This is a genomic window from Candidatus Paceibacterota bacterium (genome assembly GCA_028714275.1).
Classification (GTDB): Bacteria; Patescibacteriota; Minisyncoccia; order Phycocordibacterales; family CAINVO01; genus CAINVO01.
This window is the reverse complement of record JAQTMP010000014.1, coordinates 1-16,519: the sequence shown is the minus strand read 5'-3', so window position 1 is coordinate 16,519 and position 16,519 is coordinate 1. Positions and strand designations below refer to the sequence as shown.

Here is a 16,519-nt window from a genome sequence, read left to right as displayed (position 1 = left end):
AGACCTGACGTGAGTCTGCAGAAATAATTTCCGCGCCTTGAGGGGTTTTTAAGGCAATTTTCACCGCTAAGTCACTTTTACCCGAGGCTGTGGGGCCGAGGATGACGAGGATGGTGGGGAGGTGAGAAGAGTTTTTTTTCTTTTGTATTTTTTTCATATCAATCTTTTACTAGATTAATAAGTTCAATAAACTTTTCTACGTTCCTTGCAATACGAATTCTGTATGTGCTGTGTACTTCCATAACAGTGCCCATTTTACTTGTAAATCCAAGCCGGCGTATCATCTCCTGAACATCGCTAGCTAGATCAGGAATGATAGTGGTAAAGTTTATCATAGGATAACCCCTATCATAATAAACACAGCCATCTGTTTGCATTAAACCTCTCATACACTCCTTAGAATAATCGTTTGAATCCTTAATCCATTGAGGTACTCTGACATTTTGAATATATTTTGATCCGCCAAATGCCTTCCACGGAAGTATTTTTTCCCAGTGATTTGAGTAGCAGTATACATCAACACAATTACCACGTTTTTTAACGATTGAAACCTTATTTTTAGGAAGTAGTCTTTGAAGTGCTTCCCGAATATTTTTTATAAGATTGGGATATTTTGTATCACAACTTATTCTTAATCTTGTCGCCCCTCCATTTGGATTTGAAAGATTACCATCACCAATGGCTAGTCCAACAATATAGGCAAGTAAAAAAAGGTCATCACTGATTGCTAATTGTCTAAAATAACCTTGTTTTGTGCCAGAGGAGGGACTCGAACCCTCACGCCTTGCGGCACGTGATTTTGAGTCACGCATGGATACCAATTTCATCACTCTGGCATCTTAGCACAGTATAATGGCATTTCGATAAAAATCAAATAAGATTTTGTCGCACGCAATCTCTGTGTTAAAATCATCTCATGGCTCAACAATCTTCATCCCAATTTTTTAATAATGCTATCTTCTGGATTGAGGTGGATAAAATCAAACCCAACCCATATCAGCCTCGTAATGAGTTTGATGTTAGTCGTCTGCGCGACCTCGCGGAGTCGATCCGCATGTATGGCGTGCTCCAGCCTCTGACTGTCACCCGCAATGAAGTGCTCAAAGAAGACGGTGGTCTAGCGGTAGAATATGAGCTGATCGCCGGCGAGAGGCGCTGGCGCGCCTCAAAGCTCGCCGGCTTGACTCAGGTGCCAGCCATCATTCGATCCAGCCAAGAAGACTCCCGCGTCAAACTCGAGCTGGCTATTATTGAAAACCTCCAACGCGAGGATCTCAACCCTGTCGATCGGGCCCGCGCCTTTCAGCGTCTGGCTGATGAATTTAAATTTAAGCATATTCAAATTGCCGAAAAGGTTGGCAAAAGTCGCGAGTATGTTTCTAATAGTCTGCGTCTGCTCATGCTTTCGACGGAGATCTTGGATGCCATCAGCTCTGGAAAAATCAGCGAAGGCCATGCTCGGCCGCTGATGATGCTCAATGATCGTCCCGAGGAGCAAGGAGTCCTTTTCAAGGAAATTACTTTTAAAAAATTGACCGTGCGCGAGACGGAGGTGATTGCTCGTAAAATCGCTTTCGATAAAGTACGCAAAAAGGAACGTGCTTTTGATCCAGAAATTGTCGAGCTTGAAGAAAAACTGCAGGAAACTCTCGGCACACGTGTCCATATCGAACGCAAGGACAATGGGGGCAAGCTCATGATCGATTTTTTTTCAAACGAAGACCTTCGCGGCATTCTCGACCTCATCAAATCCAACACTGGTCTGAAACGCGATCCAAATGAGCTGATGAATAAATTTATTTCAAATGCAACGCCACTAAACGTGGCTAAAGTGAGTACAGATACAGCTAGTGCCGTAGTCGATCAAGCAGATCCGCTCGAGCCTATCGTTGATGCAACCTCAGAAACTGCTCTAGATGACCGCTCCTCTGAAGAAAAAAATCAGGAAGATAACAGTGAGGGGCTTTACTCGGTGAAGAATTTTAGTATTTAAATTTATTTAATGAAAATCGTTAAACGAAAAGCGAATCTTATCCCTTATCGTATTGTAAACAATCAATTTGAATTTTATTTATCACTTCGGTCTAAAACAGCAAAACAATATCCAAACTGCTGGAGTTTCTGGGGAGGTGGAATAGAGGATGATGAAAAGCCTGAAGAATCCATGATCCGCGAAATTAAGGAAGAGCTTGATTGGACACCAGCAACATATGAATTTTTGGGAGTTTACTATGATTCCATGCCAAATGAGAAATCTATTTATTTTACTAGGGTTGAAGAAGATTTTGAAAAGCTAATAAATATTAGAGAAAGCCAAGGGGGAAGATTTTTTACAAAAGATGAGATTGAGAACGAAAATAAAATAATCTCTCAAGATAAAAAACCACTTTTTGATCTTTCGGATAGACTTACTTCCTCTTAAATCTAAACCCACCTTTTCTCACTTTCTTTTCCTCAGCCAGGATAGCTAGCGCTCGTTCGAGGGTAATAGTGTAAGGAGAATCCTCGCCTTTGAGTGAACGAAAATCCCCATCGTGGACAATATATGGTCCAAAACGGCCGACACTGGCGGTGATTGTCTTACCACTGACTGGATGAATACCAAGCTTGCGGGGGAGCGATAGACACATCAGCGCTTCAGCCAGAGTGATTTTTTCTGGGTCAATACTTTTTGGGATACTGGCCATACGCGGTTTCACTTTTTTTGGCTTCAAGGCCCTTACCTTTTTAATCTTGCCAGTTTTGGTCAGTTGCGGAGGGGCAGATGGGTCAAGAGCAGCAGGCACTTCCATTTCTGTCCCATCCCCAAGCTGGACGTACGGACCAAAGCGCCCGATTTTAACAAAAATAGGCTTGCCAGTCTCTGGGTCATTGCCGATAGGTTTATCTTTTTGAATTTCTTTGCCGTCTATGGTCAAGGCACCATCACAATCCGGATAACGTGAGCAAGAAAGAAATTTACCATTACGAGAAAGCTTGACGGTCATGCTGCTGCCGCACTTTGGACAGACTAGGTGAGCCTCAGCGTCTCCAAGGTTGGTAATCTTGGCAGTATCTTCCTTTGATTTCACATCGGCATTGAAGGGACCATAAAAATCTTTTAAAGTTTTAACGTAGTCGGCTTTGCCTTCAGCCATGGCATCCAGTTTGTCTTCCATGTTGGCAGTAAAGGAGTCACTAATATATTCTCCGAAGTTTTGTTCAAGAAAAGATGAGACTACATCTCCCGTGTCGGTAGGGACTAGAGCCTTGTTCACTTTTTCCACATAGCCACGCTCTTCAATGGTGCGAATAATGGACGCATAAGTCGAAGGGCGGCCGATGCCGCGCTTTTCGAGCTCTTTGATGAGACCAGCTTCAGAATAGCGAGGTGGCGGTTCGGTAAATTTCTCTTGAGATTTTATGTCTACAAGGTCAAGAGCATCACCGGTCTGCATTGGAGGAAGCTCGACATCCTCGCCGCGGGCGCCAGGATCGGCCACCAGCCAACCGGGAAAGACAACCTGTGACCCGCTGACAGTAAAGTCAGGAATTTCTTTTTCATTATTAATATTGGCAGAAATTTTGGTGCGCAAGGTTTTAGCGTCAGACATTTGAGAGGCCACAGTCCGAGACCAGATGAGCTGGTATAGCCGCTCTTGCTCGTCATTTGCACCAGCAATTTTTACGCTCGCATCAGTCGGACGAATGGCCTCATGTGCCTCTTGGGCATTTTTACTTTTTGCGGAAAAGGTCCGAGGACTGAGATATTCCTGGCCGTACTCTTTTTCTACCATCCCAAAAATCTGAGTCAGAGCCATCTGACTCAGGTTGGTGCTATCAGTACGCATGTAGGTAATAAGCCCGGCTTCATAGAGCTTCTGGGCAATACCCATGGTGCGAGAAGGCGCAAAGCCAAGACGTGAACTGGCGGCTTGTTGGAGGGTAGAGGTGATGAAAGGAGCCTTCGGGGAGCGTTTTACTTCGGTAGCGGATACATCCGTGACCTGCCATTTACCTGATTTTCCAAGAGAGAGGATGCGTTCAGTTTCATTTTGCATTCGAGGTTCCTCAACGCAAGTGTATGTAAGGGTTGTTTTATTTTTTAAATCAGCGGTGATCACCCAAAACTGCTCAGGCTTGAAAGCGCGGATTTCACGTTCACGCTCCATAATAATACGCAGAGCAGGGGACTGGACACGTCCGGCCGAAAGACCATAGCGGACTTTTTTCCAAATCAATCCCGACAAATCATAGCCCACAAGACGGTCGAGGACGCGGCGAGCCTCTTGAGCTTGTTTGAGATTGTCATCGATTTCACGCGGATGCTTGATGGCCTCTTGCACGGCATCTTTAGTAATTTCATAAAAAACTACTCGTTTCGGATTTTTGAGACCGACGGCCTCCTTGATATGCCAGGCAATAGCTTCACCTTCTCGGTCGGGGTCAGTCGCCAAGATGATCTCGTCAGCTTTTTTGGCCAAGGCGCGGATTTCGTCCACCACTTTTTCTTTGCCAGCACTGATCTCATAATGCGGAATAAAACCGCCGGCGATATCAATGGCTTTTTTATTACTTTTTGGCAAATCACGCACGTGGCCAACCGACGCCTTTACAACGTATTTATCTTCAAGATATTTAGAAATGGTTTTGGCTTTAGCTGGTGATTCCACAATCAATAATTTCATATTGGGCCCAGTATTGCATAAAACTTAAAAAAACAAAAATAGCTTATTTTTATTTCTTATAAAAAATGCCAGCCACCTTTTTTATTAAGCCGTTAATTTCCATAAGCGAAAGCGTGGCTCTGACTATGTATGCAGGCAGATTTGTTTGTTGGATTATTTGATCTATTGTTTGGGGTATCTGTAAAGTATCTGCAATCTTTTGCTCTTCAGAGGCAGGCAAATCTAGGGTCACTTGCACAGGGATGTTTGTTTTTTCGGCGGCCTCGCTATCCTTTAGAAGACCAAATACTTCTAAAATGTCCTCACTGCAAGTGATGGGCACTGCGCCGTCGCGAATAAGCATGTGGGGCCCATAGGAATTTGAGGAAAAAATAGAACCAGGAATTGTGAGCACATCCCGATTGTAGTCCGTCGCACGTCTCGAGGTGATAAGCGTGCCAGATCCTTTTTCAGCTTCGACGATCAAAACGGCATGAGACATGCCGGCCATCAAGCGGTTGCGTTTTGGAAACATCCAGGGCGCAGCACACGCATCCGGGTCTTCTTCAGAAAGGAGCGCCCCACCACTCGCGATGATTTCTCTTGCCAGATTTCGATGACTAGGCGGATAGATAAAATCTTTCTGAAGTCCAGAGCCTGGAAAAGCAATAGTCCGAAGGCCAGCACTTAGCGCGGCCCGATGAGCAACAGCATCGATCCCTAGAGCCAGACCAGAAACAACCACGACAGGACATCTTTTGTCAGGAAAATATTCAGCCAGGTCGGCAATGAGGCTTTCGCATGCCCGTCTTCCATATTCAGAATATTTTCGTGAACCGACGACACATAAAAATTTTATTTTTTCAGGGTCTTCATCCAGCCAAAAGGGTCGTCCAAGCAACCAAAGTTTTTTAGGAGGGTCATTTATTTCTCTTAAAAGTGAGGGAAACTGCTCTGGCGTGAGCAGAAAGATTTCTAGGTCAGGATTTTCCATATAATATGTATACTGGTTTAATTTATGGCAAGATAATTAAAAATCTTGTATACTGCTTTGTATCATATGCTAGACATAAAATTCATAAGAGAACATAAAGATTTGATAAAAGAAGGGGCTCGCAAGAAGCACATAGATTTTGATGTTGAGTCCCTGATCTCTTTAGACGACACTCGCCGCTCTATGGTAGCTTCAGTCGAAACAAAGAAGTCGGCGCAAAATAAAGTGGGTGAGCAAATTCAGGCTATTACCGACCCAGCAGCCCGCCAACCTCTTATCGAAGAAATGCAACTTCTGAAAAAAGATATTCAGGAAGAAGACAATAAATTGGCAGAAGTGATGAAAGAGTGGCAGTCACTGATGGTTCAGGTGCCAAATATTCCGGACATTTCCGTGCCAGAAGGAGCGAGTGATGCAGAAAATGTTGAGGTGCGGGCATTCGGGACTATACCGACTTTCAGTTTTACACCTAAAAATCATATTGATCTCATGACGGCCCACGATATGATTGACCTGGAACGCGGAGCCAAAGTCGCTGGTTTTCGAGGCTATTTTTTAAAAAATGCCGGCGCTCAGCTCGAGATGGCCGTCTGGCAAGCAGCCCTGGACTTTTTTACCAAGAGAGGTTTTTCACCTATGGTTGTGCCGTCTTTGGTCAGACGGGAAACTTTGCTCGGGACGGGCTACATTCCTCAGGGTGAAGATGACCTCTACAAAACCCAGGATGTAGATTATTTGGCTGGCACGGGCGAGGTCGCGACGATGTCATATTATAGTGACGAAGTTTTGGACGCTAAAGATTTTCCGAAAAAAATGCTGGCATTTTCTACCTGCTTTCGACGTGAAGCGGGGAGTCATGGCAAGCAGACTAAAGGTCTCTATCGTGTTCACGAATTTTTTAAACTTGAACAGGTAGTCTTGTGTGAGGCCTCGCACGAAACGTCGGTCGCTCTCCATGAAGAGCTCACAAAGAATGCTGAGGAATTTCTTCAGTACCTCGGGATTCCATATCATGTGGTGGTCAACTGCGGCGGCGATCTCGGTCTCGGCCAAGTCAAAAAATATGACATTGAGGCTTGGACTCCATCAGAAAATAAGTATGGCGAGACACACTCTTCATCGTATTTCCATGATTTTCAGACTAGACGTCTCAATATTCGCTATCGCGATGCAGATGGCAAGCTCAGGTTTGCTCATTCCCTAAACAACACCGCTATTGCTACGCCCCGCGTCCTTATTTCTATTGTGGAAAATAATCAGCAAGCCGATGGGACGATAGTTATTCCGGCAGTTTTGCGTCCATACATGGGCGGCAAAGAGTTTATCGGTCAATAATTTTGCGCAGCAATTTTAATGAAGACATCTCACCGTACATTTTTGCGGTCACCGGCATTGATCAGACGCCGCAGACGCCGTCGGATCATCCGAATTTCTTTAGTGTCCATTTTTTTTATATTGCTTTTGACCGGAGTGATGGTGCTGGTGCGATTGTCTGCTTTGACTATTAAGAATATTGACGTAAAGGGCAATCAGGTCGTCGAGGCTGCCGATATAGAAAATGTGGCCGATGCGCAGCTAGCCGGCTCATACCTTTTTCTTTTTCCTAAAAAAAGTATTCTAGTCTATCCTCATGATGCCATCCAGACTGCCTTGATGAAGCAGTTTATTCGTTTTTCTTCGGTGAGTGTTTTTCGGGAGTCTCCTACAAGCCTGGGTATCAACGTGATTGAGAGAAAGCCAGCCGCTCTTTGGTGTACTGATATGGCTAGCTCTACATGCTATTTTATGGACGGTACCGGCTATGTTTTTGCCGAAGCTCCAGATTTCTCCGGAGACACATACGTGGTCTATACAGGTGTCATTGATCCCAGCCAAGCGCTGGGGAGTGACTATCTTTCGCCAGATATTTTCAAACAAATTCAGGCAAGTATAGACTCACTCAATATTCTAGGTTTTAAAACCGCCAAAGTGCAGGCTGATGCTGAGGGTACATACACTTTTAGCTCAGCCAATGGTCTGAGTATTATTATGAACGATCGTCAGCCGTTTTCTACTAGCCTTGATACCCTCCAGACTATTTTACAGAGCCACCCGTTGGCATATTTTAGTTCGATTGATTTGCGTTTTGGAAATAAAGTTTTTTATCGAACCGAAAATGCAACATCCACCACTTCTACATCCACCCCAAAAAAACTGAAACCGTAGTATAATAAAAGCATGTTGCAGACGGGTATATACTATATAAGGTGGCACTACGGCAAAGCTTTGGCTGATGTCTACGAGTTTTCTTTAAACTGTCTGTGGTTTTTTTATAATTTTTTCTCGATCGGCCTTCTGGCGAATACCCTTTTTGTGCCTTGGCAAAGGCTGGAAGAACACCACAAGGGCGGTTTTGATCTAGTGGCATCTCTGGAAGCCTTTTTTGTGACAAGCATGATGCGTTTGGTGGGAGCCATGATCCGTATTTTTATGATAGCCATTGGTCTAGTGGCTATTCTAGGGGCTTTTATCTTGTCGGTCCTAGGCTTTGTGGTCTGGCTTGTTTTGCCCATCATAATCATTTTATTTTTCCTTGTGGGTTTCTATCTTATATTTCAACATTAAAATCATGAACAACTATCCGCAAGCTAGCCAGCTGATCAGACCATATAAGCCTGTTTTGAATTTAGAAAAATTTGTCACCCATCAGACCAGGCACAAGTTGAAAAGATTTAGTTTGTGGGTAGCCTTGGCCCTGATGGTCCTGACTTTGGTGGTGGCCAGAACAAAACCTCAGGATGTCTCTGTGCTAGCGGGGATACTCTGTATTTTCGTTGGAGCGATGATTATCTTGCATGTTCTGGATGCCTTCTTTTATTCTCTCTACGTTCGTCTGGCTCAAAGATCTGAAAAAGTCATCTCTTTTCCATTGGCGGCTACTCTTGATTATGCCATAGGGCAGTCAGAAAAACTTTTCACGCGGCGTTCCAATGATGCAGGAGTTTATTTTAGCCTCTCTTTTTTCGGCTATCATGTCTTGACTCGATTGGGTGTGCCATACAATCAGATTGATTTTTCAAAAGTCGAAAAACTTTTTACATGGGACGATCTCGAAGGAAATGAAGCTTTTCCTAAAATAAAAAACCTGGCAGACTACGTGCAGCTGCTTTTTCGTCAAGATACTTTTTTTGCCGATATTGTCAGGAAAGTTGAAGCCAATGAACAAGATGCAGTGGCCGCAGCCTCTTGGGTAGAAAAAATTTGGTCCCAGCAGATAAGCGCTGAAAGATGGTGGTCAAGAGAACATTTTGCCAGGATCCCTGGGTTGGGCAAGGATTGGGCGTATGGTCAGACCAATTTGCTAGAGGAATACGGCTATTTTGTAGAAGAAACTGAACAGTCAGGAATAGCCCTTTTACACCTAAAAGAAATTGAAAACCTAGAGTCAGCTTTGTCCCGTGCTCAAGCGGCCAACGCCCTTGTCTTGGGAGACTCAGATGCAGGAAGAATGGCCGTGGTCAAAGGCCTATCAGCCGTGATTACCGAAGGGCACAGTCATCCAGCAATTGAGCATAAAAAAGTTTTTGTTTTCCAAAGTGCCCGTTTGGCCCAGTCTCAGGCTTCTGCAGTAGACTTTGAAAATGAATTGACCAGACTTTTCAACCAAGCCATTAAGGCAGGCAATATTATTTTTGTCATCGATAATTTTGCTGGCTTTTTGGCTTCGGCTAAGAATCTTGGCGTCTCATTGGCGCCTCTTTTAGTGCCTTACCTCCGTTCAAGTGCATTGCAGACTGTGGCTCTGGCTGACACAGCGAGCTACTACAATGTGATTGAGGGCTACAAAGAAATCCTTGAACATTTTGAAACGGTCAGAATTGCCACCAAGGACTCGGCCAGTATCCTCGATGTGGCGGAGGACCAGGCTAGCAGACTCGAGAGTGAGTATGGTGTGACGTTTACCTACCAAGCTATCCGTTCGGCTTTCGAATCCGCCGAACGCTATTTTTCATCTGATTCAGTTGTAGATAAGACAAATGATCTTTTAGCGGAAATTGCTCCGGTGATCAGGAAAAAAAGTAAAACAACTGGCGCTAAGCTTGTCTTGAAGTCTGATGTCCTTTCTCTTGTCGAGTCAAAAACTGGTATCCAACTAGGCCAATCTGATACAGCTGAGAAAGATAAATTACTAAACCTAGAATCAATTCTTCATCAAAGAGTCATAGGGCAGGATGAAGCGGTCAAGGCGATCAGCCAAGCCTTGCGTCGCGCTCGCAGCGGTTTGACCAAGGAAAATCGTCCCACGGGCTCCTTTCTTTTTCTTGGTCCGACTGGTGTAGGTAAGACTGAGACAGCCAAAGCCCTGAGCGATGTCTTTTTTGGAGAGCAGACGCCGATGATTCGTTTTGATATGTCAGAATATGCCGGAGTGGATGGCCTGGTCAAACTAATTGGAGATGCTGAGCGTGGCGGCACCCTCGTCACCTCACTGCGCGAGCATCGCTACGGCGTTTTGCTTCTCGACGAATTTGAAAAGGCTTCCACTGAAGTGCACAATCTTTTTCTCCAAATCCTGGATGAAGGATTTTTCTCAGATACTTCTGGCACGCGAGTAAACGCTCGCAATCTCATAATCATTGCCACCTCAAATGCTGGAAGCGATCTCATTATCAATCTGCTCAAGGATCTACAGTCTCACAAGGATCAGATCATAAATGAAATTATTGCCCGAGGCATTTTTAAACCCGAACTCCTTAACCGTTTTGATGGCACAATTTTATTTCATCCGCTTTCTAATGATCAGCTTTCTCAAGTGGCACAATTGCAGCTCAATGGTTTGGTCAAGAGGCTCCGTGAAAAAGGCATCGAGCTTGTGATCACTGGAGACTTGATTAAAACTGTAATTGAACGAGGCTCAGATCAGCGTTTTGGTGCCCGTCCGATGAATCGAGCTATTGCAGATCTTGTGGAGGAAAAAATTGCTCAAGCCTTGATCAAAGGCGAAGTCAAAAGTGGAGACAAAATTAGCTTTGAAATACTTGTTCCAACAGGGGAGTTGAATATCAAAAAGCTCTGATATAATGTCCCTATGGAGAAAAAAATTGAAAATCCAGACCAGCCAAGGTTTATGAACCTGGGAGCTCCAAAGAGTGCGGATTTTTGGAAAAAAATGGAAGCTAAACCAAAAATTGTTCTGGTGCAGCCACCCAAAGAATCTACTCAATCCTCCTACGCCTTCTGGGCTTTTTGTGCGGTCCTCATCGGAGCCACTCTTGGCTCCATTATCTTTGGTAGCATTTCTGTCGGTTATGGCGCCCTAGTGGCTGCGAGACGAGAGAGCGGCTCTGACAATCAAATTGCAGGACAGACGACTGACCAAGCTGCCAGACCCCTCACACCAGCAGAAAAAAGCAATCAAAGATTGGCCATAGGCTCGGATGATGGCGCCACAGGTACGTACAGTCTGGCTGCCAATGTATCTTTGCCATCAGTCAGTGCGGCAGCGTATCTTGTCGGCGACATTGATACTGGTGATGTTGTTTTTCAAAAAAATGAAACTTTCCGATCTCCAATGGCTTCGGTCAGTAAGCTCATGACGGCTGTGATCATGGAAGAAAAAGGGGATTTGCACCACGAGGCTACCGTCTCCCAGCAGGCCTATAATACGTATGGTACTGAAGGAGAGCTCCATCTCGGAGAAAAAATAAATACGGGGGATCTCATGTACCCTCTATTGATAGAGTCTAGTAATGTAGGAGCAGAAGTTTTTGCTGATGACTATGGACGAGATGCCTTTATGACATTGATGAATCAAAAAGCAGCTGAGCTCGACATGAAGGATACGTATTACGATGACCCGAGTGGCCTTTCAGCTAAAAATCAGTCTACGGTGACGGACCTTTTTAAGCTCGGCCGCTACATTTGGCAAAATTGGCCGAGCCTTTATGACATGACGCGGATCCGTCAATTTGCGACCCTCAAGCACAACTGGAGCAATCCAAATAAAATGTTGCAGTACACTAATTTTCTTGGGGGTAAAAATGGCTATATTGATGCCTCTTCCGGTCAGACCACCGTTTCTCTTTTCAATGTAGATCTAGCTCGCGGAGGTAAAAGAAATCTAGCCATTGTGATTTTGAAAAGTACAAACCGGGATACAGACACCGCTAAGATTTTGGCTTTTATTAAAAAAGGCGTGGAGTTTACTCCACAACCTTGATGGCTATGCTATAATATTTCCATGAAAAAATTATCCACAAATGAATATATTGCAATAGTCGTTGGTATAGCCGTCATGGCTGGCCTTGTTTTTTTTATTACTTTTACTTCACGTCAAACAAATCCTTTCACTATGAATAATCAAAATCCAAATCAATATTTAGCCGCTTCATCTACAGTCGCTGATCAGAACGCTACTAGCTCAGCCGCTACTGACAATCGGACAGTTCAATCCGGAGACACCATTGCCGTCCAATATACAGGCATGCTCCAGGATGGGACAGTCTTTGACAGTTCCATTCCCCGTGGCCAGCCCTTTATTTTTACTGTTGGGGCAGGGCAGGTGATCAAGGGTTGGGATGAAGGCCTCATTGGTATGAAGGTGGGTGACAAACGCCATCTCGTTTTGACTCCTGACCAGGCTTATGGTGCTCAAGGTGTTACCTCTGGCGGCAAGGTCATCATACCTCCAAACGCCACTCTGATTTTCGATGTGCAAGTTGTTGGTATAAAGTAAGTTCAAAAAAATAAAAACACTGGGCGACGTTTCCCTGCTGCCAGATAGAACTTGAGTATTCAGGCAGAGTGGGTACGAGCCCAGTGTTTTTATTTTTTTGAACTATCCAGGTTATTGCATTTTTACTAAAAGTATGCTATTTTTAACTCGTAAAGGTCATTGACAAAGAGTAGAACGACTCTCTTTCGTGACCATCTCTATTAGCGCAAGTACCAAAGGTGCTCACCAAAGAGGGAGAGTTTGGCAATTAGCCAAAGGGTTTTGTTTGTCGGCAAAACCTTCCAAGACCCTCAATAAAAAGCTCATGAATATTTTCAGAGCCATTGGCCTTGGTATCGGTCTCATTGTCATTCGCTTGCTTGTGCCGGAAATCTTTTCGGCCTTCGAGCACACCCTCTTATCGTTCTTTCATTTACTGGACGGAGTCTTCACTGTCTCAGTAGACGGTATTACAAATAGTGCAGGAGTTGCTGCGAGCTTGGCTCCAAAACTTCCACACGCGTACGTTCCGTCGCAGTAGTCAGGTCTTTCAGCGCTTCGGCGCAAATTCCACCTCGATATTTTCGGGGTGGTTTTTAATAAAAAATCATGCAAAAGAGCATAAATATGGTATAAAGAAATACAATGCAAAAACAGAAGCGTTCTGACAAGCCGCTCACTTTTAATATAGAAAAAAAATTAGCCGGCACGCTAGGGCGAGCTGGAACGATTGACACGCCTCATGGTCAGATAGAGACACCTGCTTTTGTGACAGTGGGCACCAAAGCCACCGTCAAAGCTCTCACTCCAGAGCAAGTATCTCAGCTCGGAGCCCAAGTAGTCCTTGCCAACACCTACCATCTATATCTTCAGCCCGGAGACCCTTTGATCAAAAAAGCCGGCGGTCTCGGTAAGTGGATGCAGTGGTCTGGTCCGACCATGACAGACTCGGGTGGGTTCCAGGTTTTTTCCTTGGGGGCAGCGTATGGAAAAAATATTTCTAAAATTACCGGCAAGGATGTCGATATCGATGAAACAGAAAAGCAGTTGCGGAGGACACCGCTTCTTGCTGAAGCCCCAGAAGAGCTCGCTCCCAAAATAGCCGTGATTGATGAGATGGGTGTAACCTTCAAATCTCATATCGATGGGTCAATGCACTACATTACCCCTCGCCGTTCTATTGAAATCCAACACAATATCGGTGCGGACATGATTTTTGCTTTTGATGAATGTACCTCGCCCAACGAACCTTTTGCTTACCAGCGCGAAGCTTTAGATCGGACTCATCGCTGGGCTCGAGCCTCTCTTGAATATCATAAGTCTCAAGGAAATTCTTCGAGGCAAGCTCTTTTCGGTATCATTCAAGGCGGCCGCTTCGAAGATTTACGCAAAGAAAGTGCCAAAATAATAGGGGAGATGAAGGTGGGTTTTGGTTTGCCAGGCGAAGGTGAAGGCTTTGATGGTTTTGGTATCGGAGGTTCTTTTGCCAAGGAAGACATGTCTACAGCGGTGCAATGGGTCAACAATATTTTGCCAGAGGACAAACCTCGGCATCTTCTTGGTATCGGTGAACCTGAAGATCTTTTTATGGCCGTGGAAAATGGCTGTGATCTTTTTGATTGCGTGGCTCCGACTCGCAATGCTCGATCAGGCACTCTTTTTACTCGGCAAGGAAAAATAAATATGGGCAATGCCCGTTTTGTTGAGGATTTTTCGCCTATAGATGAGGGTTGCCAATGCTATACCTGTCAGCACTATACCCGTGCGTATATCTCGCATCTTTTTCGTTCTAAGGAAATGTTGGCCGCCACCCTTTCATCCATTCACAATTTATATTTTATTATCAATTTAGTAAAAAAAATTCGTCAGTCTATTCTAGATGAAAATTTTGAGGAGTATAAAAAAAGTTTTTTGGGAGAGTATACAAAAAATAAAATATAAAAAATATTAAAAATTTAAATAAAAAACCCCTGCAGTCTCGATGTTCTGATTTTTTGTCAGGTGTCGAGATTGCAGGGGTTTGGTTAGCTCTTTGATCAGCACAGGCTGGTCGCCTGATATAGGTTTTCCTCCGCTCGGTACCGGCGCGCGTCATAGACGGCGCCAAACACCTTGAGGAGTTTTCTCCAATCCAGCCGGTTTTTTTCCGAGTCAAGGTAACTTTGCCGGTGCAGATTTCGTACCATGACTGGTCCCGTCGCAAAGGATTTCTGCGCTGGTTTATTGGTGAGCCTGAAGAGCTCGCCAGCATGCCGGAGGGATATGATCATTTCCCCGATCTCCCTCGCATACCCATGCTGAGGCTCGTCGGCGGATGTGATGACCACCATGTCAAATGGGGCTAGTCGCGAGATATAAAAATCACGAAAAGCCTGTTCCGGCGAGGTTGGAACATCAAAGTTCCAGACCAACCGATCAATGAGGTGGGTACAAGCATCATGATGACAGGGCTGGGCAGCCCCATCATAGAAAACCCGAGCAAACTCGTTATTTTCTTCAGCCGAGCTGATTAACTCCCTGTGTATCCCGTGATTTTCGCAGAGAACCAAAACGTTTACTTCTTTCCTGTCTTTCATTTTTTTCTCCTCTTTGTTTTGGTTTACTTGCGGGGTCCAAATTTGAACCTGGGGAATTTGTGACTGTAAGCCAGCATAGCTGGCCCCGATCGGAGCAAGCCTTTTTTGGCAGGCCTTTTTGAAGCCGCCGGGAAAAGCAGACTCGGCAGGACGTCGATAATTGCCCCGATATCCCACACATCCTTTTCAGGGGGCGTGAGCGTGCCGCTTCCAAACGCGTTGATGCCAAGCTCAAGGACCTTTGGTCCCGTCGCTGTCTGCACGAAGCGTTCCGCACTGTGAGGCCCTCGCTTTAGGACGAGAATCCACTCAGCTTTGTTTTGCAAGGTTGCAACACTGAGTACCGTCTGGGACGGACTCTCAGGGCCAGCATACTCGATGATGATCACATCTTTCTTTTGTCGGTCCTCGGCAAATTTCTGAAGGGCGCAACGGTGGTTTGTGATGTCCAGGCTCTGAATGTGAGGATTGCTCCCCAGATCCACCTTCACCTGCCTTGTCCGCTCAGGGTTCTCTCTGAAAACCAAACAGACTAAAGCATTTAATTTTTTCATGGTTACTCCATTTCAAATTTCTCTGATTTCTTCTAATCATTTAATAACAAATTTTAGTCACTTTGTCAATGTGTGGGCCGGCTATTTTACAGTATAGTTATAGGATGAAAGATAAAGGAAAGTTCAAAATATTCACTGGTTTTAAGCCGGCTGGCGATCAGCCAAAAGCCATCGAATCCCTTGTGGATGGATTGAAAAAGGGCATGCGCCATCAAACCTTGCTGGGTGTGACTGGCTCTGGAAAAACTTTTACCGCTGCCAATGTGATAGCCCAGATCAACAAACCCACTCTAGTCATCGCCCACAATAAGACTCTGGCCGCCCAACTCGCTCAAGAATACCGTGAATTTTTTCCCGAAAATGCCGTACATTATTTTGTCTCATACTACGACTACTATCAGCCAGAGGCTTACATTGCACACAGCGATACATATATAGAGAAGGAGGCCCAGATCAACGAGGAAATCGATCGCCTTCGTCACGCTTCTACCCAAGCACTTTTGACGCGTAAGGATGTCATCATCGTAGCTTCTGTTTCATGTATCTACGGCCTAGGTTCTCCAGTGGAATATGAAAAAGTAAACGTCAAACTTTCCCGAGGCATGTCATTAGATCGTGCCGAGCTTATTCGTAAGCTCATCGGACTATACTTTACCCGTACTAACGCCGACCTCACTCCATCTACTTTTCGAGCCCTTGGAAATGCTCTCGAGATCATGCCTGTCAACGAACGAGTAATTTATAAAATTAGTTTTGATGGAGCACGCATTGGAAAAATAATTATGATTGACCCCATTACTCGAAGTATCACAGGGGATGTCGAGGCATTTTTTCTTTTTCCGGCCAAACATTTTGTCACTCCTGAAGACGAGCGTTTACGAGCAGTGGAAGATATAAAACATGAGCTTGATACCCGCCTAGCTGAATTAAAAAAAGACGGTAAAATTATAGAAGCTGAACGCCTCAAACGTCGCACCAATTACGATCTCGCCTTGATTCGTGAGGTGGGGTACTGCAACGGTATTGAAAATTATTCACGACATTTTTCGGGTAAA

The 16,519-nt window shown here is 44.8% G+C and carries 16 protein-coding genes and 1 tRNA gene; 11 read left to right on the top strand and 6 right to left on the bottom strand.

Annotation, left to right across the window (positions count from 1 at the left end; all coding sequences use genetic code 11):
- A partial coding sequence (locus PHF79_01980) for an isopentenyl transferase family protein (protein MDD5318570.1) occupies positions 1–157 on the bottom strand: 157 nt, incomplete at its 3' end.
- 597 nt (positions 158–754) lie between these two features.
- Positions 755–836, bottom strand: a tRNA-Leu gene (locus tag PHF79_01975).
- A gap of 80 nt (positions 837–916) precedes the next feature.
- Here PHF79_01975 and PHF79_01970 point away from each other — a divergent pair.
- Both PHF79_01970 and PHF79_01965 read left to right on the top strand, forming a co-directional pair.
- Positions 917–1,993 (top strand): ParB/RepB/Spo0J family partition protein, encoded by a 1,077-nt coding sequence (locus tag PHF79_01970; GenBank protein MDD5318569.1) that lies wholly within the window; start codon positions 917–919, stop codon positions 1,991–1,993.
- Between the two features lie 9 nt (positions 1,994–2,002).
- On the top strand, positions 2,003–2,422 hold the full coding sequence (locus PHF79_01965; protein ID MDD5318568.1) for an NUDIX domain-containing protein: 420 nt from the start codon (positions 2,003–2,005) through the stop codon (positions 2,420–2,422).
- On the opposite strand, the gene topA is transcribed toward PHF79_01965, so the two are convergent.
- Together topA and dprA are read right to left on the bottom strand one after the other, a co-directional pair.
- A complete protein-coding gene (gene topA, locus PHF79_01960) occupies positions 2,409–4,667 on the bottom strand; it encodes a type I DNA topoisomerase (protein MDD5318567.1) in 2,259 nt (752 codons plus the stop codon). The two genes, PHF79_01965 and topA, sit on opposite strands and share 14 nt — an antisense overlap.
- 49 nt (positions 4,668–4,716) lie before the next feature.
- A complete protein-coding gene (gene dprA, locus PHF79_01955) occupies positions 4,717–5,640 on the bottom strand; it encodes a DNA-processing protein DprA (protein MDD5318566.1) in 924 nt (307 codons plus the stop codon).
- 66 nt (positions 5,641–5,706) lie between these two features.
- Here dprA and serS point away from each other — a divergent pair, with 66 nt between their 5' ends.
- The 8 genes from serS to tgt all read left to right on the top strand — a co-directional run bounded on the left by serS (position 5,707) and on the right by tgt (position 14,275).
- Entirely contained in the window at positions 5,707–6,975 is a 1,269-nt protein-coding gene (gene serS / locus PHF79_01950) for a serine--tRNA ligase (GenBank protein MDD5318565.1), read from the top strand.
- A gap of 138 nt (positions 6,976–7,113) precedes the next feature.
- Complete coding sequence (locus PHF79_01945) at positions 7,114–7,845, top strand: FtsQ-type POTRA domain-containing protein (protein MDD5318564.1); 732 nt, start codon at positions 7,114–7,116, stop codon at positions 7,843–7,845.
- A 12-nt stretch (positions 7,846–7,857) separates the two neighbouring features.
- Complete coding sequence (locus PHF79_01940; GenBank protein MDD5318563.1) at positions 7,858–8,244, top strand: hypothetical protein; 387 nt, start codon at positions 7,858–7,860, stop codon at positions 8,242–8,244.
- A 4-nt stretch (positions 8,245–8,248) separates the two neighbouring features.
- Positions 8,249–10,696: an AAA family ATPase gene (locus PHF79_01935; GenBank protein MDD5318562.1), complete on the top strand. Its 2,448-nt coding sequence runs from the start codon at positions 8,249–8,251 to the stop codon at positions 10,694–10,696.
- A gap of 12 nt (positions 10,697–10,708) precedes the next feature.
- A complete protein-coding gene (locus PHF79_01930; GenBank protein MDD5318561.1) occupies positions 10,709–11,839 on the top strand; it encodes a hypothetical protein in 1,131 nt (376 codons plus the stop codon).
- 21 nt (positions 11,840–11,860) lie between these two features.
- Positions 11,861–12,355, top strand: coding sequence for an FKBP-type peptidyl-prolyl cis-trans isomerase (locus PHF79_01925; protein ID MDD5318560.1), 495 nt, complete (start codon positions 11,861–11,863; stop codon positions 12,353–12,355).
- A 304-nt stretch (positions 12,356–12,659) separates the two neighbouring features.
- On the top strand, positions 12,660–12,875 hold the full coding sequence (locus PHF79_01920) for a hypothetical protein (protein MDD5318559.1): 216 nt from the start codon (positions 12,660–12,662) through the stop codon (positions 12,873–12,875).
- Between the two features lie 104 nt (positions 12,876–12,979).
- Positions 12,980–14,275, top strand: coding sequence for a tRNA guanosine(34) transglycosylase Tgt (gene tgt / locus PHF79_01915; protein MDD5318558.1), 1,296 nt, complete (start codon positions 12,980–12,982; stop codon positions 14,273–14,275).
- Between the two features lie 95 nt (positions 14,276–14,370).
- Here the strand turns inward: tgt and PHF79_01910 are convergent, their stop codons facing one another.
- Both PHF79_01910 and PHF79_01905 read right to left on the bottom strand, forming a co-directional pair.
- Entirely contained in the window at positions 14,371–14,910 is a 540-nt protein-coding gene (locus PHF79_01910; protein ID MDD5318557.1) for a hypothetical protein, read from the bottom strand.
- Positions 14,911–14,933: 23 nt separating this feature from the next.
- Positions 14,934–15,464, bottom strand: coding sequence for a hypothetical protein (locus PHF79_01905; protein MDD5318556.1), 531 nt, complete (start codon positions 15,462–15,464; stop codon positions 14,934–14,936).
- Between the two features lie 104 nt (positions 15,465–15,568).
- Here PHF79_01905 and PHF79_01900 point away from each other — a divergent pair.
- Positions 15,569–16,519 (top strand): DEAD/DEAH box helicase family protein (locus tag PHF79_01900; GenBank protein ID MDD5318555.1); only part of this gene is annotated, 951 nt, incomplete at its 3' end.